The 24,243-nt window shown below is 69.6% G+C and carries 25 protein-coding genes; 15 read left to right on the plus strand and 10 right to left on the minus strand.

Annotated features, from left to right (window positions below):
• Window positions 1-8 precede the first annotated feature (8 nt).
• Together cpaB and ABZX85_RS03585 are read right to left on the minus strand one after the other, a co-directional pair.
• Window positions 9-716 (minus strand): Flp pilus assembly protein CpaB, encoded by a 708-nt coding sequence (gene cpaB / locus ABZX85_RS03580; RefSeq protein ID WP_355862206.1) that lies wholly within the window; start codon window positions 714-716, stop codon window positions 9-11.
• 62 nt (window positions 717-778) lie between these two features.
• On the minus strand, window positions 779-1,657 hold the full coding sequence (locus ABZX85_RS03585) for a hypothetical protein (protein ID WP_355862208.1): 879 nt from the start codon (window positions 1,655-1,657) through the stop codon (window positions 779-781).
• A 299-nt stretch (window positions 1,658-1,956) separates the two neighbouring features.
• Between ABZX85_RS03585 and ABZX85_RS03590 the strand changes: the two genes are divergently transcribed.
• Together ABZX85_RS03590 and ABZX85_RS03595 are read left to right on the plus strand one after the other, a co-directional pair.
• Window positions 1,957-2,466 (plus strand): SigE family RNA polymerase sigma factor, encoded by a 510-nt coding sequence (locus ABZX85_RS03590; RefSeq protein ID WP_355862210.1) that lies wholly within the window; start codon window positions 1,957-1,959, stop codon window positions 2,464-2,466.
• Window positions 2,467-2,510: 44 nt separating this feature from the next.
• The gene (locus ABZX85_RS03595; RefSeq protein ID WP_355862212.1) at window positions 2,511-3,713 is read left to right on the plus strand and encodes a hypothetical protein; all 1,203 of its coding nucleotides are present in this window, start codon (window positions 2,511-2,513) and stop codon (window positions 3,711-3,713) included.
• Here the strand turns inward: ABZX85_RS03595 and ABZX85_RS03600 are convergent.
• Window positions 3,667-4,272, minus strand: coding sequence for an isochorismatase family protein (locus tag ABZX85_RS03600; RefSeq protein WP_355862214.1), 606 nt, complete (start codon window positions 4,270-4,272; stop codon window positions 3,667-3,669). The two genes, ABZX85_RS03595 and ABZX85_RS03600, sit on opposite strands and share 47 nt — an antisense overlap.
• A 121-nt stretch (window positions 4,273-4,393) precedes the next feature.
• Window positions 4,394-5,707, minus strand: a complete 1,314-nt coding sequence (locus tag ABZX85_RS03605) for an Nramp family divalent metal transporter (RefSeq protein ID WP_355862216.1) — start codon at window positions 5,705-5,707, stop codon at window positions 4,394-4,396.
• A gap of 208 nt (window positions 5,708-5,915) precedes the next feature.
• Between ABZX85_RS03605 and ABZX85_RS03610 the strand changes: the two genes are divergently transcribed.
• A complete protein-coding gene (locus ABZX85_RS03610) occupies window positions 5,916-7,277 on the plus strand; it encodes a M14 family metallopeptidase (protein ID WP_355862218.1) in 1,362 nt (453 codons plus the stop codon).
• On the opposite strand, the gene ABZX85_RS03615 is transcribed toward ABZX85_RS03610, so the two are convergent.
• On the minus strand, window positions 7,274-7,858 hold the full coding sequence (locus ABZX85_RS03615) for a hypothetical protein (protein ID WP_355862220.1): 585 nt from the start codon (window positions 7,856-7,858) through the stop codon (window positions 7,274-7,276). The genes ABZX85_RS03610 and ABZX85_RS03615 overlap by 4 nt on opposite strands.
• 83 nt (window positions 7,859-7,941) lie before the next feature.
• On the opposite strand from ABZX85_RS03615, the gene ABZX85_RS03620 reads away from it, so the two are divergent.
• Window positions 7,942-9,216 (plus strand): amino acid deaminase, encoded by a 1,275-nt coding sequence (locus ABZX85_RS03620; protein WP_355862222.1) that lies wholly within the window; start codon window positions 7,942-7,944, stop codon window positions 9,214-9,216.
• Between the two features lie 89 nt (window positions 9,217-9,305).
• Here the strand turns inward: ABZX85_RS03620 and ABZX85_RS03625 are convergent, their stop codons facing one another.
• Window positions 9,306-10,202 (minus strand): serine protease, encoded by an 897-nt coding sequence (locus tag ABZX85_RS03625; RefSeq protein WP_355862224.1) that lies wholly within the window; start codon window positions 10,200-10,202, stop codon window positions 9,306-9,308.
• 168 nt (window positions 10,203-10,370) lie between these two features.
• Between ABZX85_RS03625 and ABZX85_RS03630 the strand changes: the two genes are divergently transcribed.
• The 4 genes from ABZX85_RS03630 (at window position 10,371) to ABZX85_RS03645 (ending at window position 13,373) form a co-directional block, all read left to right on the plus strand.
• Window positions 10,371-11,582, plus strand: a complete 1,212-nt coding sequence (locus ABZX85_RS03630; RefSeq protein WP_355862226.1) for a pyridoxal phosphate-dependent aminotransferase — start codon at window positions 10,371-10,373, stop codon at window positions 11,580-11,582.
• 96 nt (window positions 11,583-11,678) lie between these two features.
• Window positions 11,679-12,083, plus strand: coding sequence for a hypothetical protein (locus tag ABZX85_RS03635; RefSeq protein ID WP_355862228.1), 405 nt, complete (start codon window positions 11,679-11,681; stop codon window positions 12,081-12,083).
• A 203-nt stretch (window positions 12,084-12,286) separates the two neighbouring features.
• Window positions 12,287-12,640 (plus strand): PLAT/LH2 domain-containing protein, encoded by a 354-nt coding sequence (locus ABZX85_RS03640; RefSeq protein ID WP_355862229.1) that lies wholly within the window; start codon window positions 12,287-12,289, stop codon window positions 12,638-12,640.
• A gap of 211 nt (window positions 12,641-12,851) precedes the next feature.
• Window positions 12,852-13,373 carry an NUDIX domain-containing protein gene (locus ABZX85_RS03645; RefSeq protein ID WP_355862231.1) on the plus strand — a complete coding sequence of 174 codons (522 nt, stop codon included), beginning with the start codon at window positions 12,852-12,854 and terminating at the stop codon, window positions 13,371-13,373.
• Between the two features lie 21 nt (window positions 13,374-13,394).
• On the opposite strand, the gene ABZX85_RS03650 is transcribed toward ABZX85_RS03645, so the two are convergent.
• Both ABZX85_RS03650 and ABZX85_RS03655 read right to left on the minus strand, forming a co-directional pair.
• The gene (locus ABZX85_RS03650; RefSeq protein ID WP_355862335.1) at window positions 13,395-13,523 is read right to left on the minus strand and encodes a DUF397 domain-containing protein; all 129 of its coding nucleotides are present in this window, start codon (window positions 13,521-13,523) and stop codon (window positions 13,395-13,397) included.
• Between the two features lie 25 nt (window positions 13,524-13,548).
• Complete coding sequence (locus ABZX85_RS03655) at window positions 13,549-14,547, minus strand: helix-turn-helix transcriptional regulator (RefSeq protein WP_355862233.1); 999 nt, start codon at window positions 14,545-14,547, stop codon at window positions 13,549-13,551.
• Window positions 14,548-14,641: 94 nt separating this feature from the next.
• Here ABZX85_RS03655 and ABZX85_RS03660 point away from each other — a divergent pair, with 94 nt between their 5' ends.
• Both ABZX85_RS03660 and ABZX85_RS03665 read left to right on the plus strand, forming a co-directional pair.
• Window positions 14,642-14,812 (plus strand): hypothetical protein, encoded by a 171-nt coding sequence (locus ABZX85_RS03660; protein ID WP_355862235.1) that lies wholly within the window; start codon window positions 14,642-14,644, stop codon window positions 14,810-14,812.
• Window positions 14,799-14,990: a hypothetical protein gene (locus ABZX85_RS03665; protein WP_355862237.1), complete on the plus strand. Its 192-nt coding sequence runs from the start codon at window positions 14,799-14,801 to the stop codon at window positions 14,988-14,990. The genes ABZX85_RS03660 and ABZX85_RS03665 overlap by 14 nt, the downstream gene beginning before the upstream one ends.
• 265 nt (window positions 14,991-15,255) lie before the next feature.
• On the opposite strand, the gene ABZX85_RS03670 is transcribed toward ABZX85_RS03665, so the two are convergent.
• Complete coding sequence (locus tag ABZX85_RS03670) at window positions 15,256-17,070, minus strand: phosphoenolpyruvate carboxykinase (GTP) (RefSeq protein ID WP_355862239.1); 1,815 nt, start codon at window positions 17,068-17,070, stop codon at window positions 15,256-15,258.
• 376 nt (window positions 17,071-17,446) lie between these two features.
• On the opposite strand from ABZX85_RS03670, the gene ABZX85_RS03675 reads away from it, so the two are divergent.
• The 5 genes from ABZX85_RS03675 to ABZX85_RS03695 all read left to right on the plus strand — a co-directional run bounded on the left by ABZX85_RS03675 (window position 17,447) and on the right by ABZX85_RS03695 (window position 21,756).
• Window positions 17,447-18,136: a hemolysin III family protein gene (locus tag ABZX85_RS03675; protein WP_355862241.1), complete on the plus strand. Its 690-nt coding sequence runs from the start codon at window positions 17,447-17,449 to the stop codon at window positions 18,134-18,136.
• 114 nt (window positions 18,137-18,250) lie between these two features.
• A complete protein-coding gene (locus tag ABZX85_RS03680) occupies window positions 18,251-19,798 on the plus strand; it encodes an MFS transporter (protein ID WP_355862243.1) in 1,548 nt (515 codons plus the stop codon).
• A gap of 4 nt (window positions 19,799-19,802) precedes the next feature.
• Window positions 19,803-20,432 (plus strand): TetR family transcriptional regulator, encoded by a 630-nt coding sequence (locus tag ABZX85_RS03685; RefSeq protein WP_355862245.1) that lies wholly within the window; start codon window positions 19,803-19,805, stop codon window positions 20,430-20,432.
• 31 nt (window positions 20,433-20,463) lie between these two features.
• Window positions 20,464-21,156 carry a Mut7-C RNAse domain-containing protein gene (locus ABZX85_RS03690; protein ID WP_355862336.1) on the plus strand — a complete coding sequence of 231 codons (693 nt, stop codon included), beginning with the start codon at window positions 20,464-20,466 and terminating at the stop codon, window positions 21,154-21,156.
• Between the two features lie 177 nt (window positions 21,157-21,333).
• Complete coding sequence (locus ABZX85_RS03695) at window positions 21,334-21,756, plus strand: hypothetical protein (protein WP_355862247.1); 423 nt, start codon at window positions 21,334-21,336, stop codon at window positions 21,754-21,756.
• A gap of 63 nt (window positions 21,757-21,819) precedes the next feature.
• On the opposite strand, the gene ABZX85_RS03700 is transcribed toward ABZX85_RS03695, so the two are convergent.
• Window positions 21,820-24,231: a galactose oxidase-like domain-containing protein gene (locus ABZX85_RS03700; RefSeq protein WP_355862249.1), complete on the minus strand. Its 2,412-nt coding sequence runs from the start codon at window positions 24,229-24,231 to the stop codon at window positions 21,820-21,822.
• Window positions 24,232-24,243 lie beyond the last annotated feature (12 nt).

Consider the following 24,243-nt stretch of genomic DNA (forward strand, 5'->3'; position numbering starts at 1 on the left):
GCGGCCTCTCACTTGTCCGTGGCGAGCTGGTAGGTGCGGTCCTTCTCCGGGACCGCGGTGTCGGTGCCGGGCGCGACCAGGGCGAGGCGGACCCGCTTCGCGAACGACTCGGCGTACGTGATGCGCTGGGCGTCCAGCGTGGAGAGGGCGAAGGTGATCGGGACGGCCTGGGTGGGGCCGGTCGCCCGTTCGTCGCGGTCGGGCGTGAGCGCCTCGATCTTGCCGACGTCCAGGACACGGGCGTTCGTGACGATGATCTTCGAGACGTCCGGGTCGGTGTCGCGGGCGCCCTCGAAGGTGGCGTACACGTTGACCGAGGCGCCCGCCGTGATCTTCCCGGCGACGCCGGTCGCCGCGTCGATCATGATGGCGACCTCCTGTTCGCCGGGGCGCAGGGCGGGCTGGTCGACGACCATGTCGCTCTGGAGGAGGGAGCCGGCCTTGAGGGTGGTCACGGCGATCTTGCCGCGGATGGCGGCCAGGTCGGTGACGGCGTTGTCCGACAGCCACCGCTTCGGCATCGAGATCTTCTCGAACTGCCCGGCGGACAGGGCGGTGTAGGGCGCCACGTCGTCCTTGACCTGGTAGGCGGTGACCTCCGGGCCGACCTTGGACTTCACGTCGTCGACGACGGAGAGCACGCCGGCGAACGCGCCGAGGGCGCACAGGACCGACAGGAGGAGAAGGATCACGCCGCGGCGCTGACGGGAGTTCATGTGCCGTGCAACCTCGTTGGGGGATCGGGTCGGGCGGAGACGGGGTGGGCGGTGCGCTTCGGTCAGCCGGCCGGGAGGGCGTGGCGGGGGCCGCTCGCGGTGAGCGCGCGGGCCGGTTCGGGGACGGGGGGCGGGGTGGCGGAGCAGAAGACGCAGCGGTCGCCGATGACGTCGATGCCGCACCAGTGGCACACGGACTGCCGTACGGAGGTGACCAGTTGGTAGAGGACGGACAGGTCGGGGAGGTAGGCGCAGAACTCGACGACCTTGTTCGTGCCCCACCAGCGCGTCGACTCGGCGGGCAGCGGGGTCTCGCGCAGGCCCTGGGTGCGCCAGGCCGGGGCGAGGGTCTCGGTCACCCACTCCGCCGGAAGCTGTCCCTTGGCGAGCAGCAGCCACGTACCGAACTCGGGTCCGGGGACGGTGACTCCGGGGCCGGCCTTCACCAACTGCGGCTGGGGGTGGGCGAGTACGGCGAATTGGCTGCCGGGGACCCAGGAGCGGGCGTGCGAGGTGAGGGTGACCGGGACGTGGTCCAGGCGGGCGACGGTGCCGAGCAGCGCGCCCGCGTGGATGTAGTGCGTGAGCAGTCTCCCCGCCGACGCCAGCACTCCGGGGCCCAGGTCGCAGGAGGCGAGCTGCCTCAACTGGCGGGCCAGCACGGCGAGGCCGAGGGGCGGCAGGTCGGGCTGGAGGAGGGCGATCCGGTCGCTCTCCAGCAGCGAGCGGATCATGTGCAGGCGCTGGACGACGGCGGCGGGGGCGGCCTTGGCGCAGACGACCACGAGATGGCCGTACCCGTCGAGGAGCTGCTGGACGGTGACCACCGCCTCGTCGAGGGGCCGGCTGTCGATGTCGTCCAGCACGACGGCGGGCACCGTCCGCTCGTCCTGCGCCGGCAGCGCAAGCCCTGCGCCGGTCACCGCAATGGCAGTTGGCACGCGCGCTCCCCGATTCCCGCGGTCCGGCACACCGGCCTTACCCCGGTGCACCGGAATGACTTCATTGCGTGACTACCTCAGCACTGTATCCACGCCTCACCACCGGGAGAACAGCTTTCGTGAGCCGGTAACGAACTCTTCTCCGAGCCTCCACCGAGCAATTCGGAGCAAATAAGGGCAACTTGGTTTCACATGCCTTCCACAAGCGGAATGTGAGACACCTCGGAACGCGCTGAAACATTTTCCTGGCCCTACCGCATCGACAGGAACAGAAGGCGGCACACCGGCAGGGGGAGCGGATGAGACAGTCCCGGGCGGACGGGTACGCGGAGTTCGCCGCGGCACGGACCGGGCAGCTGTACCGGTCGGCGTGCCTGATGGCGGCGGGGGACACGTACCTGGCCGAGGATCTGGTCCAGGAGGCGCTGGGCCGGATCTACGTACGGTGGGGCCGGGTGTCGCGGGCCGACAACCCGGCGGCGTACGCGCAGACCGTCCTCACCCGGGTGTTCCTCGCGCACCGGCGCCGGCGCAGCAGCGGCGAGCGGGCCACCGCCACCCTCCCCGACCTCCCCGCCGCCCAGGAGCCGGACGCCCCGCTGCGGCTCACCCTGCTGGAGGCGCTGGCCCGGCTCTCGGCGAAGGACCGCGCGGTCGTCGTCCTGCGCTACTGGGAGGACCGCTCGGTCGAGGAGACGGCGCAGGCCATGCAGACCACCTCCGCCGCCGTCCGCACCCGCAGCACCCGCGCCCTGCGCAGACTCCGCGAGCTGCTCGGCGAGGGCCTCAACGAGTACGCGCGCCCCTGACCGCGCCCCGATCCCCACTCCCTGAACGGAAACGGTGGTTCACCATGCCCGAACGCGACCCCTTCGAGGCGGACCTCGCCGACGCCCTGCGCCGCACCGGCGACACCTTCACCCCCGACGCCGCCGACCTCGTCGAGGGCGGCGCGCGGCGCGGCCGTACCCGGCGGCTGCGGCAGCGGTACACGCTGGCCGGCGGTCTGGCCGGGGTCGCGGCGCTCGGCGCCGGGATCGCGCTGCTCGGCTCGCCCGGCACGGCGGCCCCGGACGTCGGGACGAGTTCGACCCTGACGACCGCGGAGCCGTCCGCCACCCCGGTGCCCGCCCTCACCGAGGTCCTCAAGAGGCTGCTCCCGAAAGGCACGTTCACCTCGGCGGCGGACGGCCCCGACGGCACGAACACGGCCGGCGTCTTCGACGACGGGCACGGCGCCGCCGCGCTCAGCGTCTCCGTGGGCCGGGGCGGGGCGGACGAGGCCGGCTGCCCCGACCCGGTCATGCGCCCCTACGACCACTGCTCCACGGAACTCCTCGCGGACGGCTCGAAGGTGACCCTGTTCCAGGGGTACGAGTACCCGGACCGCCGCGAGGACACGAAGCTCTGGTACGCGAACCTGGTCACGCCGGACGGCAGCTTCGTGACCGTGCTGGAGTGGAACTCCCCGGTGGAGAAGGGCGGCGAGGTCACCCGCCCCAACCCCCCGCTCTCCCCCGACCAGTTGACGAAACTGGTGGCGGCACGGGACCTGCGGGCGCTCGCCGACGGCGCCCCGGTCCCGGCCACCTCGCCCGCCGCGCCGCCCGCGAGCGCCGTGAACGTCGGCCGGACCTTCGTGGGCCTGCTCCCGAAACGCCTCACGGTCGTCGCCAACAGCCCTGAGGACGGTGACCAGTTCGCGTACGCGGTGGTCGACGACGGCAAGGGCAGGAGCTACGTCCAGATCAACGTCCAGCCGGGCATGGGCGACGTGAAGGACGACCTCTTCGGCTCCGGCTCCGAGGAGTTGGCGGACGGCACGCTCGTCGCCGTCCACAAGGGCCCCGGGGAGAAGGGGGGTTCGGGTGTGGTGATGTGGACGGTGGACACGCTGCGCGCCGACGGCTTCCGGGTCGTCGTCAGCGCGTTCAACGCGGCCTCCCAGCAGACCTCGGCCACCCGGACCGCCCCGGCGCTGAGCGTCGGGGAGCTGCGGGCGATCGCGCTCAGCCCGAAGTGGCGTCCACAGGGCGGGAGTTCAGCAGGCCGGTGATCTCCTCGACGGTTCCCGGTTCGCCGATCATCGGGAACAGCCGGGAGACGCTGTGCCGGTGTGCCTCCTCGCTGATGTCGGTCATCGCGTCGACGGCGAAGGTGAGGTGGTAGCCGTGCTCGTGGGCCGCGCGGGCCGTGGACTCGACACCGAGGCTGGTCGCGATGCCGCCGAGCACGATCTGGGTGACGCCCCGGCGGCGGAGCTGGAGGTCGAGGTCGGTGCCGTGGAAGGCGCCCCAGGCCCGTTTGACGACGAGGACGTCACCGTCGTGCCCGGTCAGCGGTTCGGCGACCGGCCCGAGGTCGTGCGGCCGGCGCGCCCCGCCCGCGAGCCGCGCGGCCTCGCTGCGGCCGGGGGTCGCGTCGGCGCCGTCGGCGGAGTTCGCCATCCGTACGAGGACGACGGGCAGCCCCGACTCCCGGAAGGCGCCCGCGAGTTCGACGGCCCGCGCGAGCACCTCGGCGGCCGGGTACGGCGCCGTCGGCGCGGCGAGCGTGCCTGCCTGGAGGTCGATCAGGACGAGCGCGGTGCGGTCGTCGAGCACGGTCACGGTCATGGGGGCACCTCTCTTGGGAGGGCTTCACCCTAGGAGAGGTGCTTGCGAAACTCAAGCTTCTACTTGCCGGTCGACAAGCGGCCCCCGGGCACGCTCCAGAGGCCCGCCCAAGAGGCCCGCCTCAGAAGAACTCCCCCCACGGCTGATCCCACACCTGCTTCGCGCACAGCACCACGAACAACACCCCCGCCACCGCCAGCATCCCGTTGCTGAGCCACCCGTTGCGCCACTCGGACGGTGTGCGGCGGGAGTTGAGGAGCCAGATCAGGGTCAGGGCGAGGAAGGGGAGGAAGGCGGCGCCGAGGACGCCGTAGAGGATGATCAGGCGGAAGGGCTGGCCCTGGAAGAGGAGGACGATCGGGGGGAACGTCAGCCAGAGCAGGTACCCGCGGAAGGCCCAGGAGCGTTCGCGGGCGCCGGAGGCGATGTCCTCACCCCGGCCGGCGCCGTCCGCCCGCAGCCGGGTCACGAAGTCCGCGAACATCAGGCTGACCCCGTGCCAGACGCCGATCAGTGAGGTGTACGAGGTCGCGAAGAAGCCGATCAGGAAGAACTTGGCGGTGGCGGAGCCGTACTCGGCCTCCAGGATGTCCCCGAGTTGGATGAGCCCCTTGTCGCCGCTCGCGATGGCGATGTTCGCGGAGTGCAGGAGTTCCGCGCCGACGAACAGCATCGCCACCACGAAGATGCCCGTGGTGGCGTAGGCGACGCGGTTGTCCAGGCGCATGACCTTCATCCACCCGGAGTCGGTCCAGCCCTTCGCGTTGACCCAATAGCCGTACGCGGCAAGGGTGATGGTCCCGCCGACGCCGCCGATGAGGCCGAGCGTGTTGAGGACGGAGTCCTTCTCGTCGGGGAGGACGGGCAGGAGGCCGGCGAAGGCGTCGGGGAGGTTCGGGGTGACGCGGATCGCGAGGTAGACGGTGACGAGGAACATCACGCCGACCAGGGCCGTCATGACCTTCTCGAAGACGGCGTACCGGTTGAACCAGACGAAGACGAGACCGGTGAGCCCGCAGGCGACGGCCCACCACTTGAGGTCCATCACGTCCGGGAAGAGCGCCTGGAGGGGCAGCGCGCTGGACGACATGGCCGCCGCGCCGTACACGAACCCCCAGATCACGGCGTACACGCCGAAGAACCAGAGGGTCCAGCGGCCGAGGCTCGCCCAGCCGTCGAACAGGGTGCGGCCGGTGGCGAGATGCCAGCGCCCGGCGGCCTCGGCGAGGGAGATCTTGACGAGGCAGCCGACGACGGCCGCCCAGAGCAGGGTGTAGCCGAAGTTGCTGCCCGCGACGAGCGTGGCGACCAGGTCACCGGCGCCGACACCGGTCGCGGCGACGACGACGCCCGGTCCGATGTGGCGCCAACTCGACTTGCGGGGGATGGGGTTGGAGGGGGCCTCGGTCGTGGGGTTTCCCGTGGTGTCCGCCATGTAGGTCAAGGATGCGCAAAGTCGCGGATACGGCAAGGGGGCCGCACAAGGTCCACCCGATCCGCCGACACTTTGCACTCTTGACCTGCTCATGCCATACCCCTGACCATGAGCGACACGCCGCACAGCACGTACACAGCAAAGCTCCCCCGCTCCACCCCCACCCCTCCGGACAATCCGGACGGACCTGGAGACACAAGGAGACCTCATGCGCCTTCGTATCCGCGGCTCAGGCAACGGGAACACCCGCACCGGCAGACGCACCGCCGCGCTCGCCGCCCTCCTCGCCCTCGCGCTCGCCGCCCCCGTCTCGGCGTCGGTGACCAGCGCCTCGGCGGACAGCGCCGCCAAGGCCGCCCCCGCGTCGGACGACATCCGGCAGTACGAGATCCACGTCCACAACAACACCGTCCCCGTCCGCACGGCGATCGCGAAGGCCGGGGTCAGCATCGACGAGGTCGACTCGGAGACCGTCGTCGTCTCGGGCCGCGCCGACCAGATCAAGCAGCTGAAGGCGGCCGGTTACGAGGTCGCCCCGCTCGGCGCGGCGCCGGACCGGCTCGCCGAGGACGAGGTACGGCTCTTCGACTTCCCCTCGGCGGACTCGAACTACCACAACTACGCCGAGATGAACGCGGAGATCGACCAGCGGCTCGCGGCCTACCCGAACATCATGAGCAAGCGCGTGATCGGGAAGTCGTACTCCGGCCGGGACATCTACGCCATCAAGATCAGCGACAACGTCGCCACCGACGAGGCCGAGCCGGAGGTGCTGTTCACGCACCACCAGCACGCCCGCGAGCACCTCACCGTCGAGATGGCGCTCTACCTGATCCGCGAGTTCGGCGCCGGGTACGGCAGCGACTCACGGGTGACGAACATGGTGAACGGGCGCGAGATCTGGATCATCCCCGACCTCAACCCGGACGGCGGCGAGTACGACATCGCCACCGGCTCCTACCGCTCGTGGCGCAAGAACCGGCAGCCCAACTCCGGTTCCAGCGCGGTCGGTACGGACCTCAACCGGAACTGGAACTACCGCTGGGGCTGCTGCGGCGGCTCCTCCGGGTCGACGTCCTCCGAGACCTACCGGGGCGCGTCCGCCGAGTCCGCTCCCGAGGTGAAGGTCGTCGCCGACTTCGTCCGCAGCCGGGTCGTCGGCGGGGTCCAGCAGATCAAGACGGGCATCGACTTCCACACGTACAGCCAGCTCGTGCTGTGGCCGTACGGCTACACGACCGCCGACACCGCAACCGGCATGACCGCCGACGACAACGCGGCGTTCAAGGCGGTCGGGCAGAAGATGGCCGCCAGCAACGGGTACACCCCGGAGCAGTCGAGCGACCTGTACATCACGGACGGGTCGATCGACGACTACCTCTGGGGCGTGCACAAGATCTTCTCGTACACCTTCGAGATGTACCCGTCCTCGGCCTCGGGCGGCGGCTTCTACCCGCCCGACGAGGTGATCGAGCGCGAGACGTCCCGCAACCGGGACGCGGTGCTCCAGTTCCTGGAGAACTCGGACTGCATGTACCGGTCGATCGGGAAGCAGGCGCAGTACTGCTAGGCCGTTTCCTCGGAATCCTTGGTGTCCTCGGCGTCCTTGGAGTCCTTGGGTTCCTCGGATTCCCCGGCCTCGTCGGCTGATTCCGCGCCGTCCTCGAAGTACGCGTCGAGGACGGCGTCCAGCTGCCGCTCCCACTCCGGGAACTCGGCGCGGGACTTGGCCTCGATCTCGATCGGGTACCAGCGGCGGTCGGGGGTGTGGACGGTGAGGGTGAACCGCTTGCCGAAGCGGTTCGTCTCCGTCTCGACGGCGCCGATCTCGTCCCACCGGAACTCGCAGTTCTGGTCGTCGAGGGCCAGCCGGACACCCTTGTGGTCGGCGACGAAGGAGGCACGCCGGTCGGCCGCCTCGAAGACGGGGCCGTCGACGGCGGGCTCTTCCTCGGCCGCCGCCTCCTCGTTCTCCGGGGCCTGCGACTCCGCCTCGGCGACCGCCTCGCCCTCCTCGGGCGCGGCGTCCTCGGGTTCCTCAGGCTCCTTCGCGGGCTCCGCCGGTACGGGCGCGGTGAGCCCGGGGATGAAGGCCGGGTCGAAACCGGCACCCTCCAGGGGCTTGCTGCTCGATCCTATGCGCTGGTCCACAGCGGGCAGTATGGTCGAAGATCCTGTGCCGCACACAGTCGGCCCCCGACTTCGTTATACGAGAGCTACGCCCGGGAGTGCCCTTGCCCCGCCCCTCCACCCTGGCCGACCTCGCCGGGGAACGTCTCGACCACCGCTTCAAGGGCCTCCCGCCGGACGCCGACGGCCGTACGGTCGCCGAGTTGACGGCCGACCGCCGCGACCTCTTCACCGGCGGCTTCCCCACCCCCGTCCTCACCCTCTCCGCCGAACGCCTGGCCCACAACCTCGCGCTCCTGGAGTCGTACACGGACCGCCACGGCCTGGCCTTCGCCCCGCACGGCAAGACGACGATGGCCCCGGCCCTCTTCCACCGCCAACTCGACCACGGCGCCTGGGGCATCACCCTCGCCATGCCCCACCAGGTGCGCGTGGCACGGCAGTTCGGCGTCTCCCGGATCTTCCTCGCCAACGAACTGGTGGACCCGGCGGCCCTCCGCTGGCTCGCCGCCGAACAGGACGCCGACCCCGCTTTCCGCCACATCTGCTACGTCGACTCCGTACGCGGCGTCGAGCTGATGGACGCGGCCCTCCAGGAGGCGGGCGCGGTACGCCCGTTGGAGGTCGTCACCGAACTCGCGGCGGGCCCCGAGGGACGCACGGGCGTCCGTACGACCCCGGAGGCCCACGCGGTGGCCGACGCCGTCGCGAGGACGCGCACGCTCCGGCTCGTGGGCGTGGCGGGGTACGAGGCACAGGTCCCGGACGCCTCGGCGGCGGCCGTGCGCGCGTGGACGCGTGAACTGATCGCGCTGGCAGTGGAGTTCGACGGCGCGGGCAGGTTCGCCGGGGTCGACGAGATCGTCGTCAGCGCGGGCGGCAGCGAGTGGTTCGACGCGGTGTCCGACGCCTTCGCGGAGATCCCCGAACTCTCGGCGCCGGTACTGAAGTTGCTGCGCTCGGGGGCGTACGTCACGCACGACCACCTGCACTACCGCGACCGCACCCCCTTCAACCGGGTCCCCGAAGAGGGCGCCCTGGAACCGGCGTTCAGGCTCTGGGCGCAGGTCGTCTCCCGGCCCACCCCGCACCAGGCGTTCATCAACGCGGGCAAGCGGGATGTGGCGTACGACCTCGGGCTGCCGGTCGTCGAGGTGATCCGGCGCGAGGGCAACATCCTTACGGCGGACGGCATTTCGGTGACCGCGCTCTCCGACCAGCACGCCTGGCTGGGCACGGAACCCGGCGTCGAGCTGGCGGTCGGCGACTGGGTCGGGCTCGGGCTGTCGCATCCGTGCACGACGTTCGAGAAGTGGCCGCTGATCCCGGTCGTGGAGGCGGACGGCACGGTGGCCGAATACCTCCGCACGTTCTTCTGACCGCTTTTCATGCGAGCCGGCCGGGCCGGGGGCGGTCCGTCTCAGTCCCGTGGGACGGAACACCCCCGCGTTCGGCCGGAGTTACGACGCTACGGCTTCGGCAGCACGCAGCCGCTCAGGTTCAGGTTGAGCTGGTTGCCGGTCGTGAAGCAGGCCGGGATCTGGTACGTCTCCTGGGCGTAGTTGATGCCCTGGCGGACGGTCACGGTCCCGGACGCGGAGACCTCGCACGGGTTGTTGACGGTGCACTGCGCGCCGTCCTCGTTGCCCGTGTTGTTGACGGCGACGACGTTGCCGGTGGCCTGGTCGACGACCGGGGAGCCGGAGGTGCCGCCGATGGTCTGGCAGGCGGAGGTGTAGCGGACCGAGTCCTTCCAGGTCCAGTCGCCCTCCTTCAGCCGGTAGACGAAGCCGTCGATGTTGCAGCTGTAGAGCCGCTTCCAGTACCCGGAGGCCACCGTGATCGCGGTGCCGGCGGTCGGGTGGGTGTTCTGGACGGTGAGCGGCGAGATCCCGTAGTTGTTGCGGATCGTCGCGTAGGTGCTGGTCAGCTGGTAGATCGAGACGTCCGTGTCGGTCATCGTCGCGTACGCGATCTTGCTGGCGCGCAGCGTCGCGACCTGCGTACCGGCCGAGTTGAGCAGGCCGAAGGTACGGCTGGACGCCTGGTTGACGACGACCTCGCCCGGGTCGAGGAACCCGGAGGTGAGGCAGTGGCCGTTGGACATGACCAGCGCCGGGTCCGTGTCGAGCGAGTTGGGGAAGCGGATCACGGAGCCGGAACAGTTGCTGAGCGCGACGGTCCCGGCGAGGGTGACGGCCTTCAGCGTGGGCGCGTCGGCCTGCGCCGAGACCGAGGCCGTCGCGGGCGCCGTGGCGATCTTCCCGACGGTCGCGGCCGGCGCGTCCGGGGCGGCGATCGCGGGTGCGGCGCCCGCTCCGGCGAGGGCCAGGGCGAAGAGCGCGGCGACGAGAGGCTTTCTCATGTGGGGGTCCCCTCTGATCGGTGGATGCTGCTGACTGGATGTTTGTCATGCACATAATCAACATCCACCCCTCCGGGAACAAGGAGTCATTTTCGGCCGGGCGGCTTTCACCCCCACGTGGCGCAAAACACGCCCCGGCCCCGGTAACCGGGCCGTAAGCTCCCTGACATGCAGGTGATCCAGTCCACAAAGCTCGCCAATGTCTGTTACGAGATCCGGGGCCCGGTTCTTGAGGAGGCGATGCGGCTGGAGGCGGCAGGTCACCGCATCCTCAAGCTCAACACCGGCAACCCGGCCGCCTTCGGCTTCGAGTGCCCGCCGGAGATCCTGGAGGACATCCTCAGGAACGTCTCCTCGGCGCACGGCTACGGCGACGCGAAGGGGCTGCTGGCCGCCCGGCGCGCGGTCGTCATGCACAACCAGACGCTGGGCATCGAGACGGACGTCGAGCACGTCTTCGTCGGCAACGGCGTCTCCGAGCTGATCGTCATGGCGATGCAGGGCCTGCTCGACGACGGCGACGAGGTCCTCGTACCCGCCCCGGACTACCCGCTGTGGACGGCGGCGGTCTCGCTCTCCGGCGGCACGGCCGTCCACTACCGCTGCGACGAGCAGTCCGACTGGATGCCGGATCTCGCGGACATCGAGCGCAAGGTCACGGACCGCACGAAGGCGCTCGTCATCATCAACCCGAACAACCCCACGGGCGCGGTGTACGACGAGGAGATGCTCCGGGGTCTGACCGACATCGCCCGCCGCCACAACCTGCTGGTCTGCTCGGACGAGATCTACGACAAGATCCTGTACGACGGCGCCACGCACACGCCGACCGCCGCCGTCGCCCCCGACCTCCTCACCCTCACGTTCAACGGCATGTCCAAGGCGTACCGGGTCGCCGGGTACCGCGTCGGCTGGATGGCGATCTCCGGCCCCCGCGCGCACGCGGACTCCTACATCGAGGGCCTCACGATCCTCGCGAACATGCGGCTGTGCGCGAACATGCCGGGACAGCACGGTGTGGTCGCCGCGCTCAGCGGACGTCAGTCGATCAACGAACTGGTGCTGCCGGGCGGGCGCCTCAAGGAACAGATGGACACGGCGTACGAGCTGCTCACGCAGATCCCCGGCGTCACCTGCGTCCGCCCCAAGGGGGCCCTCTATCTCTTCCCCCGCCTCGATCCGCAGGTCTACAAGATCAAGGACGACCGGCGGATGGTCCTCGACCTGCTCCGCCAGGAGAAGATCATGGTCGTCCAGGGCAGCGGCTTCAACTGGCCCGAACCGGACCACTTCCGGGTCGTCACCCTCCCCACGGCCACCGATCTCAAGGACGCGGTCACCCGGATCGGGCGGTTCCTCGACGGGTACGGGCAGCGCTGACGTTCGGTGACGAGCGAGGTCACTTTTGTAGCACCGCCAACTTTAGACAGAATCTAAGCTAGGATGGCTTCCTGTCAGAGCACAGGAGGCACTCCTATGTACGAGCCGATCCGCACGAAGTCGGTCCACAGCACCCCGGTGCACGCCTCCGACGTCCCGCACCGCTCCCGTGAGGAAGAGCTGGACATCCAGCTCGCCGGGCATCTGTCCGCGCTGCTGGCGGTGACCGACGAGCTGCGGGCCCGCACCTCGACGCCGGATCTGGAGACGGCGGCGGACAAACTGGCCCACCAGGTCACCCGCCTGCGCGGCGGCCGGCTCCCGCTGCGCTCGCACACCGACGCCGCGAGCCACTCCCCCGTGTCCCTGCACCGCCGGGCCCACGCCCTCGCCGGCCGCGCGCTCGTCGTCGCCGCGTCCCGCGCGGACACGGCCTCCGCGATCCTCGCGGCGCAGCGCATGGACGCGCACACGGACGCCCTCCGGGGCGCCGTCCACTAGCCCCCCACGGGGTCCACCCCCGATCGGCCCCGGTCCGCGCGCACCCGCAGCGACGCGCGGACCGGGTGCCACTTTTTAAGCGCCGGGAAACTGAAGAATCGTCCCATCTTCACCCGATCGGGTCAGGTACGGACGCTCTCCCCTCGACCCCCGAAACCTTCCCTAGCCTCGAAGTGGGACTTCAGGCTGTGGAAAGGATCGGAATGCCCCAGTATCGAGTTTCCACTTTCACCGGTGACGTGGAGAACGCGGGCACTGACGCGAACGTCTACATCACCATCTACGGCAGCCTCCGGGCTGTCGGGCCGGCCACCCTCGACAACGCCGAGGACAACTTCGAGCGTGCGAAGGAAGACCACTTCACTCTCGACCTCAGCGACGTCGGCCGCGTGGAGCGCATCAACATCCGGCACGACAACTCGGGCGACAAGGCGGGCTGGTACCTGAACAGGGTCACCATCGACGTCGACGGGGACCACGCGGAGTTCCCGTGCCACCGGTGGCTCGCGCTGGACGAGGACGACCACAAGACAGAGGTCGACCTTCGGCGCGCCTGATGTGACGACCGACGAGGCCCCCGGGCAACGTGATCGAGACGTCCTCGATCGACAGCCCGGGGGCCTCGCGCGTGCCTGTCGGCTGACGGGGCGGGCAGGACGACGTACGTACGGGGGAAGTCGGAGCCGCCCGGGAGGCGGAGGCTGGACGCACTTCCCGGACGAAGCGGAACCCGTCCCGGGCACCGACGGCACCGCGATACTGGCCGCCATGACGCCCCCGTTCTCCCGGATCAAGGTCCGCACCGGCGCCCTCGTCTTCTGCGGCACCGAGGTCGCCCTCATCCGCCGAGACCGCCCCGGCTCCGTCCACTACACCCCGCCCGGCGGCAACGTCGAGGACGGCGAGGACTTCCGCGAGGCGCTCGCCCGGGAACTGGACGAGGAACTCGGGCTGGACGTCGGTCAGGCCGAGGGTGGTGACCTCCTCTGGGTCGTCGACCAGCGCGTCAGCCGCCCCGGCCCGACCCCGCCGCCCCGCAAGCTGCACCTGATCTACCGCCTGCACATCACCCCCGAGATCCGGGCGGGCCTCGCCGAACAGGAACTCGACGAGCAGCCCGACGGCACGCACGAGGTCGGCGTCATCGAGTGGGTCGACTATCGCGAGACGGCCAGCCTGCCGATCTTCCCGCCCATCGGCCCCGCCCTCGCAGCCCTCCCCGACCCCCGCGCGTCTGTGGACGATGCCGCGCTCGACGCGGTCACCGACGAGAACTACACCTGGCGGTAGGTCCGGCACTCGACGGGCTTGTCAGAGGTGGCCGCGCTTGAGGGCTTCCAGGAACGAGGTCCAGTCGGCGGCCGGGACGATCAGGGCCGGGCCGGTGAGGTTCTTGCTGTCGCGGACGGGCACGCCGGTCGCGTAGCCGACCAGGACCATGGTGGGCACGCCCTTGACGTAATGCTCAGCCGTGTTGCCTGAATCCCTTCGCCGCCGTCATCAGCATGGCCAGGGAATCCCGCAGTGGTTCGGCCTCGCCCAGGACAAGGTCGTAGGCACTCCGGATCTCCTCCACCTCGGCCAGGGAGTAATGCATCTTGCCGATACGCAGTCCCTCTGTATAAGCGACGGGTGGCTGATCCTCGAACCACATCAGCTTTGCCAGGCCATCCAGCAATGGGTGCGAAGTGCCGAACGGCACAACATTGACCCTGATCCGCCCGGACTCGGCGAGCCTCACCACGTGCTCCAGTTGGGCAGCCATGACCGTACGGCCCCCGATTGGACGCCTGATGACCGCCTCGTCCAGCAGCGCCCAGAATTCTGGAGTCGCCGGGTCCTCCAGCAACTTGGCCCGCTCAAGCCGTGCCACAACGGCCTTGTGACACTCGTCCTCACTCCGGTGGGGATACCCGGAGTTGATGACAGCCGTTGCGTACTCCTCGGTCTGCAACATACCGGGGACGCATGACAGCTCGAATACGTGGATTCTCGTCGCCTGCTGCTCAAGCGCACGCGACTTGTCGAACCAGTAGATGTCCTCCTGCTGTCCCGGCCGGAAGGTCTCCAGCACATTCCCCGTACCCAGCGCATGGTCGAGCCGTTTGGCGTCCTCTTCGTTGGGATGGCGAGTCCCGTTCTCGATCGCGGCGATGTGCGAGCGGGACATGAACGCGGCATTGGCCAATCTCTGCTGCGTCCACCCCTTGGCCGTCCGCGCTTCCTTCAACCACTCCCCGTAAGTCCTGGCCAAAGCCCAACGCCCCCTTGTCCGAGTGCTGTTGTAACGAGGATGCCAGTAGCGCGGCCCCCGGAACGGGTCGTTCCCTGAAAAGGAGAAACCCCCGACCATCAGGAGATCGACGGCGATGAACAACAGCAGGTCGTACCCACAGGAGTTCATCAAGCCCGAGATCATCGACGACTGCGACGACTGCGACGACTGCAAGGTGTTCGTCGACAAGTGGTTCCGGCAAGAACTACAACCCCTCCGCCGCCAGCGACGCCGCCGTCCTCTGGAAGATGCACGTCACCAACACGCACCCCGGGACGTCGAAGTGAGGCCCCCGAATGGCGACTGCACCGAGGACTCCGACTGGCGGACCGAGTACGGCGGCACGCTCAACCCCGCGACGGGCAAGGTCGAACTCCCCACCCCCACCTACACCCCCTGCCCCTACGAGCCCTGCCCCGACTGCACCCGGGAGGCATCTCGTGGTCGCCGCTGAACACATCGGCAAGCTCGTCACGGACGGCGAGCGCACCGGCGTCCTCATGGACGTACTCCGGGCGGAGAGCCCCGACCGGCTCCCGTCCGCTCGTCGGGCACAGCTCATGGCCTACGTCCGCCCCGAGGGCGGCGGCGTGGAGTGGGATGCGCCGCCGTCGGAGCTGAGGCTCGTATGAGGGGCCTGTGCACCGTCGTTGTCGTTCTCGCGGCGCTCATGTGGGCCATGACGATCGCGTGGATCGTCGCCGGGGTGACGACCTGAAGCCGGAGCCCGGACAAGGCGAAGGCCCACCACCCGTACCCCGTCGGGGCCGACGGGAAGGGTGGTGGGCCCGGCCCCGTACGCCGTTGTACAGGGCCTTGCCGGTGATGCCGCGGCCGGTTCGTGACGACGCGTCTGGTCAGGGACTGATCGGTGAACCGGCCGCGGGGTACAGGGGGTTAACCGAGGCGGGTCACCAACGCCTCGTACTCGTCCCACAGTTCCTTCGGGGTGTGCTCGCCGAAGGTGTTGAGGTGGGCCGGGACCAGCGAAGCCTCCTCGCGCCAGATCTCCTTGTCGACCGTGAGGAGGAACTCCAGGTCGGCGTCGGCGAGTTCGAGGCCCTTCGTGTCGAGGGCGGAGGCGGTCGGGAGGACGCCGATCGGGGTCTCCACCCCTTCCGCCGTACCCTCCAGGCGCTCCACGATCCACTTGAGGACACGGGAGTTCTCGCCGAACCCGGGCCACACGAACCGGCCCGCGTCGTCCTTGCGGAACCAGTTGACGTAGTAGATCTTGGGCAGCTTCGCGGGGTCCTTGTCCTTGGCGACGTCGATCCAGTGCGCCATGTAGTCGCCCATGTTGTACCCGCAGAAGGGGAGCATGGCGAAGGGGTCGCGGCGCAGTTCGCCGACCTTGCCCTCGGCGGCAGCCGTCTTCTCGGAGGCGACGTTCGCCCCGAGGAAGACCCCGTGGTTCCAGTCGAAGGACTCGGTCACCAGCGGCACCGCCGACGCGCGCCGCCCGCCGAAGAGGATCGCGGAGATCGGGACGCCCTTGGGGTCCTCCCACTCGGGCGCGATGATCGGGCACTGCGCGGCGGGGACGGTGAACCGGGCGTTGGGGTGGGCGGCGGGAGCCTCCGCACCCGGCGTCCAGTCGTTGCCCTTCCAGTCGGTGAGGTGACCCGGCGTCTCCTCGGTCATCCCCTCCCACCAGATGTCGCCGTCGTCTGTGAGCGCGACGTTCGTGAAGACCGAGTTCCCCCACAGCGTCTTCATCGCGTTGGCGTTGGTGTGCTCACCGGTGCCGGGCGCGACGCCGAAGAACCCGGCCTCGGGGTTGATGGCGTAGAGCCGGCCGTCCTCGCCGAACCGCATCCACGCGATGTCGTCGCCGATGGTCTCGACGGTCCACCCCGAGATCGTGGGCTCCAGCATCGCGAGGTTCGTCTTCCCGCAGGCGGACGGGAACGCGGCGGCGACGTACTTCGCCTCTCCGCGCGGCGGCGTCAGCTTGAGGATGAGCATGTGCTCGGCGAGCCAGCCCTCGTCGCGGGCCATGACGGAGGCGATCCGCAGGGCGTAGCACTTCTTGCCGAGGAGCGCGTTGCCGCCGTACCCGGAGCCGTAGGACCAGATCTCCCGGGACTCGGGGAAGTGGGAGATGTACTTGGTGGAGTTGCAGGGCCAGGGGACATCGGCCTGGCCTTCGGAGAGAGGCGCGCCCAGCGTGTGGACGGCACGCACGAACCGGCCGTCCGAACCCAGCTCGTCCAGCACCGCCTGGCCCATCCGCGTCATCGTCCGCATCGAGACGGCGACGTACGCGGAGTCGGTGATCTCGACGCCGATCGCGGAGAGCTTCGAGCCGAGCGGCCCCATGCAGAAGGGGACGACGTACATGGTCCGGCCGCGCATCGAGCCGCGGAAGACACCCTGCTCACCCGCGAAGATCTCCCGCATCTCGGCGGGAGCCTTCCAATGGTTGGTGGGACCGGCGTCCTCCTCCTTCTCGGAGCAGATGAACGTCCGGTCCTCGACCCGCGCGACATCGGTCGGGTCGGAGGCGGCGTAGTAGGAGTTCGGCCGCTTGACGGGGTCGAGCCGCTTGAAGGTGCCCTTGTCGACCAACTCCGCACAAAGTCGGTCGTACTCGGCCTCGGACCCGTCACACCAGACCACGTTGTCCGGCTGGGTCAGTTCGGCGATCTCGTTCACCCAGGAGACGAGGTCCTGGTGGGTGGTGGGGGGAGCCGCGATGTCGCGCGCCACGATTGCTCCTACTGGACGAGGGTTTCTGTTTGCTGCCCCGTGGGGGCCACGACCCGGACGCTTCACTGAAGGGCGCTCATCCGGTGCCGACCGCACTCATTTGATCATCCGCCGGGTCAGCGCATCTGTCCAGAGGGCGTCACATATGAGCGGAGTGAGGCTCGCCACGTGTCCACCCGACCACGGAGGGGAACAGGGGGCGACGCGGGCGGGGCGAACGGCGGAACTTCACGGGCTCCCCTAGATCGACGCGGACCCCCACCGAATCGACGCGGGCTTCCGTGGATCACAACCCCCGTGAGACGATGGCCACTCCGCGTCGTTCGTCCAGTCGTACTGACACGTAACTTACGGTTCCGTAGGTACGATTTCGCGTATGACCGCCCCCTCCCTGCCACAGCAGATCAAGCAGCAGGCCCAGCAACTCGCGGAGCCGATCAAGCCCAAGCTGCGGGGCTGGCTGCATCTGGGTATGTTCCCGACCGTCCTGATCGCGGGCCTCTTCCTGACCGCCCTCGCGGACACCCCGAAGGCCCGGATCGCCTGCGCGATCTACATCCTGACGGCCTGCCTGCTGTTCGGCGTGAGCGCGGTGTACCACCGGGGCAACTGGAGCCCCCGGATGGACGGCATCCTGCGCAGGCTGGATCACGCCAATATCTTCCTGATCATCGCCGGCACCTACACCCCGCTGACGATGCTGCTGCTGCCCGGCTCGAAGGGGCAGTGGCTGCTGTGGGGCATCTGGGGAGCGGCGGCGGCCGGGATCGTCTTCCGGGTCTTCTGGGTGGGCGCGCCCCGCTGGCTCTACACCCCCTGCTACCTGGCCATGGGCTGGGCGGCCGTCTTCTTCCTCCCCGACTTCATGCGGGCGGGCGGGATCGCGGTCCTCGTCCTGGTGATCGTCGGCGGGCTGCTGTACAGCGCGGGCGGTGTCATCTACGGCATGAAGAAGCCGAACCCCTCCCCCCGCTGGTTCGGCTTCCACGAGGTGTTCCACTCCTTCACGCTCGCGGCGTTCGTCGTCCACTACGTGGGGATCTCGCTGGTGGCGTACCAGCACTGACACCGGCACCGACGCTTCGCGCGAGCGACCGAGGGCCACGGCAGCACGCCGTGGCCCTTTCTTGTGCCCGAAAGAGGTTGACGGTCACTACCTTTTGAGAGTTACTCTCATTTCATGGACACTGTCACTCCAGATCCCCGGCGCTGGTGGGCCCTGGCCGCCCTGGTCGCGAGCATGCTCACGCTCGGCTTCGACATGACGATCCTCAACGTCGCCCTGCCCACGATGGCCGCCGACCTCGGCGCGAGCACGGGCCAGCAGCAGTGGATGGCGGACGCGTACGTCGTCGTCTTCGCCGCGCTGATGCTCCCCGCCGGTCTCCTCGGCGACCGGTTCGGCCGCCGCCGCATGCTGGTCGTCGGGCTGACGGTCTTCCTCGCCGGCTCGCTGGTCGGCGCGCTCGCGAGCGACGTGAACTGGGTCGTCGCCGCCCGCGCGTTCATGGGGATCGGCGGTGCGCTGGTCACCCCGCTCGCCCTGTCCGTCCTGCCGTCCCTCTTCGGCGCGGACGAGCGCACGAAGGCCGTCGGCGTCATCTCCGCCGCCAGCTCGCTGGGCCTGCCGCTCGGCCCGATCATCGGCGGCTGGCTGCTGAACCACTTCTGGTGGGGCTCGGTCTTCCTCGTCAACGTCCCGATGGCCGCGATCGGCATCGCCGCCTGCGTCTTCCTGCTCCCCGAGACCAGCGACCCCGCCTCCCCCAAGGTCGACACCGTGTCCACCGCGCTCACCGCGGGCGGCCTCGGCGCCCTCATCTACGCGATCATCGAGGCCCCGACGCGCGGCTGGGGCGACCCGCTGATCCTGGCCATGGTCGCGCTGTCCGTCGTCCTCCTCACCGGGCTGGTCCTGCGCGAACGCGGGGCCGCCCGGCCCATGCTGGACATGTCCCTGCTGGCCCAGCGGGGCTTCCTCTTCAACACGCTCGCCGCGACGCTGGTGATGTTCGTGCTGTCGGGGCTGATGTTCGTGCTGCCCCAGTACCTCCAGGCGGTCCTCGGCAACGACGCGCTCGGCACCGGCGTACGGCTGCTGCCGATGATGGGCGGTCTGATCGTCGCCGCGCGCGCCGCGCAGCCCGTCGTGGAACGGTTCGGCGCCCGCTCGGTGGTGAGCGCGGGCCTCGCGGTCCTCGCCTTCTCCGCGATCCTGGGCAGCCGGACGACGGTGGACTCCGGGTACGGGTTCACCGCGCTGTGGCTCTCCGTCACCGGCCTCGGCTTCGGGTTCGCCGTCGTCCCGGCCATGGACGGCGCGCTCGGCGCCCTGCCCCGGGACCGGGCGGGCAGCGGATCGGGGCTGCTGATGACGTTGCGCCAGGTCGGCGCCGCGATCGGCATCGCCCTGCTCGGCAGCCTCATCGCGGGCGACTTCCGCGACCACCTCGACGTCACCGGTCTGCCGCCCGGCCTCGCGCACACCGCCGGGGAGTCCGTCGTCGCCGCCCATCTGGTGGCCGAGCGGACCGGGTCGGCCGCGCTGTCCGCCTCCGCGAACGGCGCCTTCGTCCACGGCATGAACCTCGCGCTGCTCGTGTGCGGGATCGCCGCACTGATCGCCGCGCTGCTGGCGGCGGCCTTCCTGCCGGGGGCGAAGCCCGGCCAGAAGACGGAGGCGGGCGCTCCGGACATGGCTCCCGACCAGGCCGATGCACGACAATGACGTCATGACGCCGCCCCAGCCGCCCGCCTTGACCGACAGCCGTCCGCTGGGCCTGCGCGAACGGAAGAAGATCAAGACCCGGACGGCGATCCGCCGCGCGACCTACTCACTGGTCGAGGAACAGGGCTACGACGCGACCACGATCGAGCAGATCGCCGAGCGCGCCGAGGTGTCACCGTCCACGGTCTTCCGCTACTTCCCGACGAAGGAGGACATCGTCCTCACGGACGAGTTCGACCCGCTCCTGCTGGAGGAACTGCGCAAGCGCCCCGCCGACGAACCGTGGCTGGTGTCCCTGCGGCACATCATGCGACTGGCGGTCAGTGTGGGCCTCGCGACGGAGGAGCGCCGGGACACCGAGATGCGGGCCCACCTCCTCGCGCACGTCCCGGCGGTCCGCTCGCGGATGCTGGAGTCCATGTCGGTCACCAGCCGCCTCCTCGCCGACGCGGTCGCCGAGCGCACCGGCCGCGAGCGGGACAGCCTGGAGGCCCGCGTGTACACGATGTCCCTCATCGGCGGCCTCTCCGAGATCACCCTCTACTGGGCGGAGAACGACTTCCGGGACGACCTCCTCGATCTCCTCGACCGCGCCCTCGACGTCCTGGAACAGGGCCTCAAACCCCTTGAGTGAAGCGGCGTTCCGGCCGCATCCTGACCCCGTGATCACCCTCCGCGTCGCCCCTTCCCTCTCCCTCTTCGTCCGCCGCACCACCCTCAAGGCCGACGGCGTCTCGACGCTGGGTCACGTCGTGGAGTCGGCCGGGGTCCCGCTCACCGAGGTGGGCACGCTCCTGGTCGACGACCGCGAGGTGCCCGCCTCGTACGTCCCCTCCCCCGGCGACTCGGTGGAGGTCCGCCCGCACGCCCACCCCCAGCGGGTCCCCGGCGCTCCCCTGCGCTTCCTCCTCGACGTCCATCTCGGCACCCTCGCCCGCCGGATGCGGCTGCTCGGCGTCGACACGGCCTACGAGTCGACGGACATCGGCGACCCCGCGCTGGCGACCCGCTCCGCCGCCGAGAAACGCGTCCTCCTCAGCCGCGACCGGGGGCTGCTGCGGCGCCGGGAGCTGTGGGCGGGCGCGTACGTCTACGACAAGTCGCCGGACGCGCAACTCCGGGAGGTCCTGGGGAGGTTCGCGCCCGAACTGGCGCCCTGGACGCGGTGCACCTCCTGCAACGGGCTGCTGCGACCGGCGCCGAAGGACGAGGTCGCGGACCGGCTCCAGGAGGGGACGCAGGCGTCGTACGACGTGTTCGCGCAGTGCGGGGCGTGTGGGAAGGCGTACTGGAAGGGGGCGCATCACGAGCAGTTGGAGGCGATCGTGGCGCAGGCGCTGGAGTTCACGGGGAGCTGAGGTCCACGGGGAGTTCAGGTGTCCCGTCCCGCCCTCATTCGGGGCGGTTAAGCCGCAGGTCAGAGGGGTGGTCGTCCCGGAAATCCGTCACATTCGCGGGGGCCGTTGCTGCGGTCGCCGGGGCTCACGAGGATCGCATCCGTCCTTTCCCGCACCTCACCTGAAACGGGCGGCAGCATGTTCAAGGCGGTCAAGATCCTCGCTCCCCTCGTCCTCGCCACGGGGACCCTGCTGGCCGGCGGCGCCTCCGCGCACGCCGCGACAGGCGGCGACAACTGTGGCACCAACGGCGACTGGGGCTACTACAACTGCATGTACATCGGCGGCGGGATCATCCGCGGCTGGGCCCACCAGACGCGGCTCGACAGCCTCCCCACGGGCCCGGTCCACGAGGAGGTCACCGGGCCGAAGGGCCACATCTGCAACTCGAAGACGGTGAACCTGGCCACCACGAGCCAGGTCATCGACTGCCAGATCAGCGGAAGCCCCGTCAAGGGCACCTACTGCTCCACCGTCTGGGTCTACAACTCCGGCTGGAGCGCCGCCCCCGGGCTGCCGGAGTACTACGACGGCGGCCGGAACTGCCTGACCATCGGCTGACGTACGACCGCCCCGTACCCGGGCGCCGATACCGGGTACGGGGCGGGTCGCGCCGGTCGTCGGCTACTTGCGCTTGAGGTCCTTCGGGTCGCAGGCCGTCCTGTTGCGGTTGGGGTCGAGGCCGAGCGGGTCGTCGGAGCCGTTGAGCCTGAGCGTGCCGTAGTCGTTCTTGGCGAGCCAGGCGCAGCGGGCGGCGGTGGTCTTCTTGACGTCGGCCGGGAAGGTCGTCGGGACGCAGACGTTGATCGAGCCGTAGTGGCGGTCGCAGCCGGAGATGGTCGGACTGACCTTCTGGGACTGCTTCTTGGCGCTCGGCCCGGTGACCTTGCCGGTCAGGTCGTCGGCGAACGAGTGGACGTGGGGCGCCGCCTCGGTCTTGCTGAGGGCCTTCGGGCCCGTGAGATGGACCCACTTGGCCACCGAGGGAACGCCGTTGGCGTCGACCGCGAAGAGCATGTACCAGCCGGGCGGCGCGAGGTTGGGGTTGCTCGTGACGTTCAGGTCGACGTTGTTGCCGTCGACGGAGAGCGGCAGGTCCACGAACCGCTGGTTGGGGTCGGAGGAGTGGGTGACGGCGGCCGGGCGGATCAACTCGGCCTTGGCGATGGGCCGGTCGACGGTGATGCGCTGCGTCTCGCCGTACTGCCACTCGTTGTCGATCAGTGAAGTGATCGTCGGGCGCGGGCCCTTGAAGAGGTACGGGGGCGAGTAGACGGAGACGTTGTGGTTCCAGGTGCCGTTGCCCGGGTTGTCGCCGGTCGTCAACACCCGTCCGTCGGGCAGGAGTACGGCCGAGGAGTGGTAGCCGCGGGCCTCGGGGTCGGCGGCGACGGGGTCGAACGTGTTGGTCGTGGGGTCGTACAGGGACGACTCGTAGACCGGGTTCGCCCGGTTGTGCAGGGCGCCGCCCGTCTCCAGGACCTTGCCGTCGGGGAGGAGGACCGCGGAGACGTACATCTTGCCCTGGGCGCCGGTCTGCGGGACCGGGCCGTTGCCGAGGTCCACCGTGCCCTGCGGGATCGGCGGGCCGGCGACGTACGCGGGGTTCGCCTGCTTGAGGTCGATGACGTCGGTGAGGCGGTTGCCCTCGGGGTTGGAGTCGATGTTGCCGCCGCCGAGGGTGAGGACCTTCTGGTCCTGCGCCGGGGGCAGCAGGACGCTGGCGGACTGGTCGCGCTGGTCCTTGTTCTGGAGGCCGGGGATCTGGGTGACGGTGTTCGCGTCGTAGTCGTAGATCGCGGAACCCGTGCCGGGGATGTTGTTGCCGAAGACGTGGCTGCCCGTGTAGAAGAGGCGGCCGTCCTGCATCAGCACCATCGCCGGGTACAGGCCCCAGTACGACCAGGTCTGGTTGACCTTCCACAGCGGCAGCCACTGCTGTTCGGCGTCGGACCAGCGTTCGGCGGTGACGGACCCCGAGGAGTCCTCGCGCAGGCCGCCGAAGGAGAGGACGTCACCGTCGCCGAGGACCGTCGCCGACGGGTACCAGTGGCCGTCGTTCATGTCGTTGGTCTTGCTGTACGTCTCGGTGACGGGGTCGAAGACGTACGAGTCCTTGAACCCCTCGTAGCCGTGCCCCCCGGCGACCGGATAAGCCTTGTTCCCGCTCATCACCAGCACGCGCCCGTCCTGGAGCTGGACGTGTCCCGCGCAGAACATGTCCTTCGGCGTGGGGATGACCTTGTACGTGCCGTTCACTGGGTCGTACACGGCCGAGGTGAACGTCCCCGCCGCGAACTGCTCCTCGCTGTTCCCGGAGCCGGCGATCATCAGCACCTTGCCGTTGTTCAGCACGACCGAGTGCATGGACCGGACCGGGTTCTGCGTCGGCAGCACACTCCAACTGCCGTCCGCGCACTGGGTGCTGGTCCCGGTGCAGGTCGGCGGCGGGGTGACGTCCGGCACCTGGTCCATCGTGTAGTCGTCCGTCGTGACCGACCCCGTCCCGTACACGGACACCCCCCAGGTGATCCGGTCGGTCCCGGCCGGAATCTCCGGCGTCCGCACACTCGCCTGCGCCCAAGTCGCCGACATGTCCAGGGTCTTGAGGTCGGTCCAGTACTGCCACCCGGCGGTCGCGTCATGCCGGAACAGCGTGACGGACGTGTCCGGTGTCGTCGACTTGTACCAGAGCGAGAGGTCGTACTGCTTCCCCGGCGTGACCGCGGGCGCACACGCGGCGGACTCGGTGATGAGCGCCTTACGGTCCCCGTCGACGCGCCGAGTCAACTCGACCTTCATCGCCTTGGACCCGGAGTGCGCGTCCGAAGTCGTCGTGAACGTGAAGTCGTTGTCCCCCCACCCCGACTTCTCCCAGCAGTACGGCATGTCATCCGAACCCGCCGTCTCGAAACCGGGGTTGAGGATCAGGTTGGCGGCGGAGGCGGGCTGCGGGGCGGACAGCAACAGCCCACCGGCAAGGCTGGTGACCGCCATCAGGGCAGTTCTTCTGCGGTACTTGAGGGACAGTTTCATGCGGCTCCCTTC

Source organism: Streptomyces sp. NPDC004539 (assembly GCF_040610055.1).
Lineage (GTDB): Bacteria > Actinomycetota > Actinomycetes > Streptomycetales > Streptomycetaceae > Streptomyces.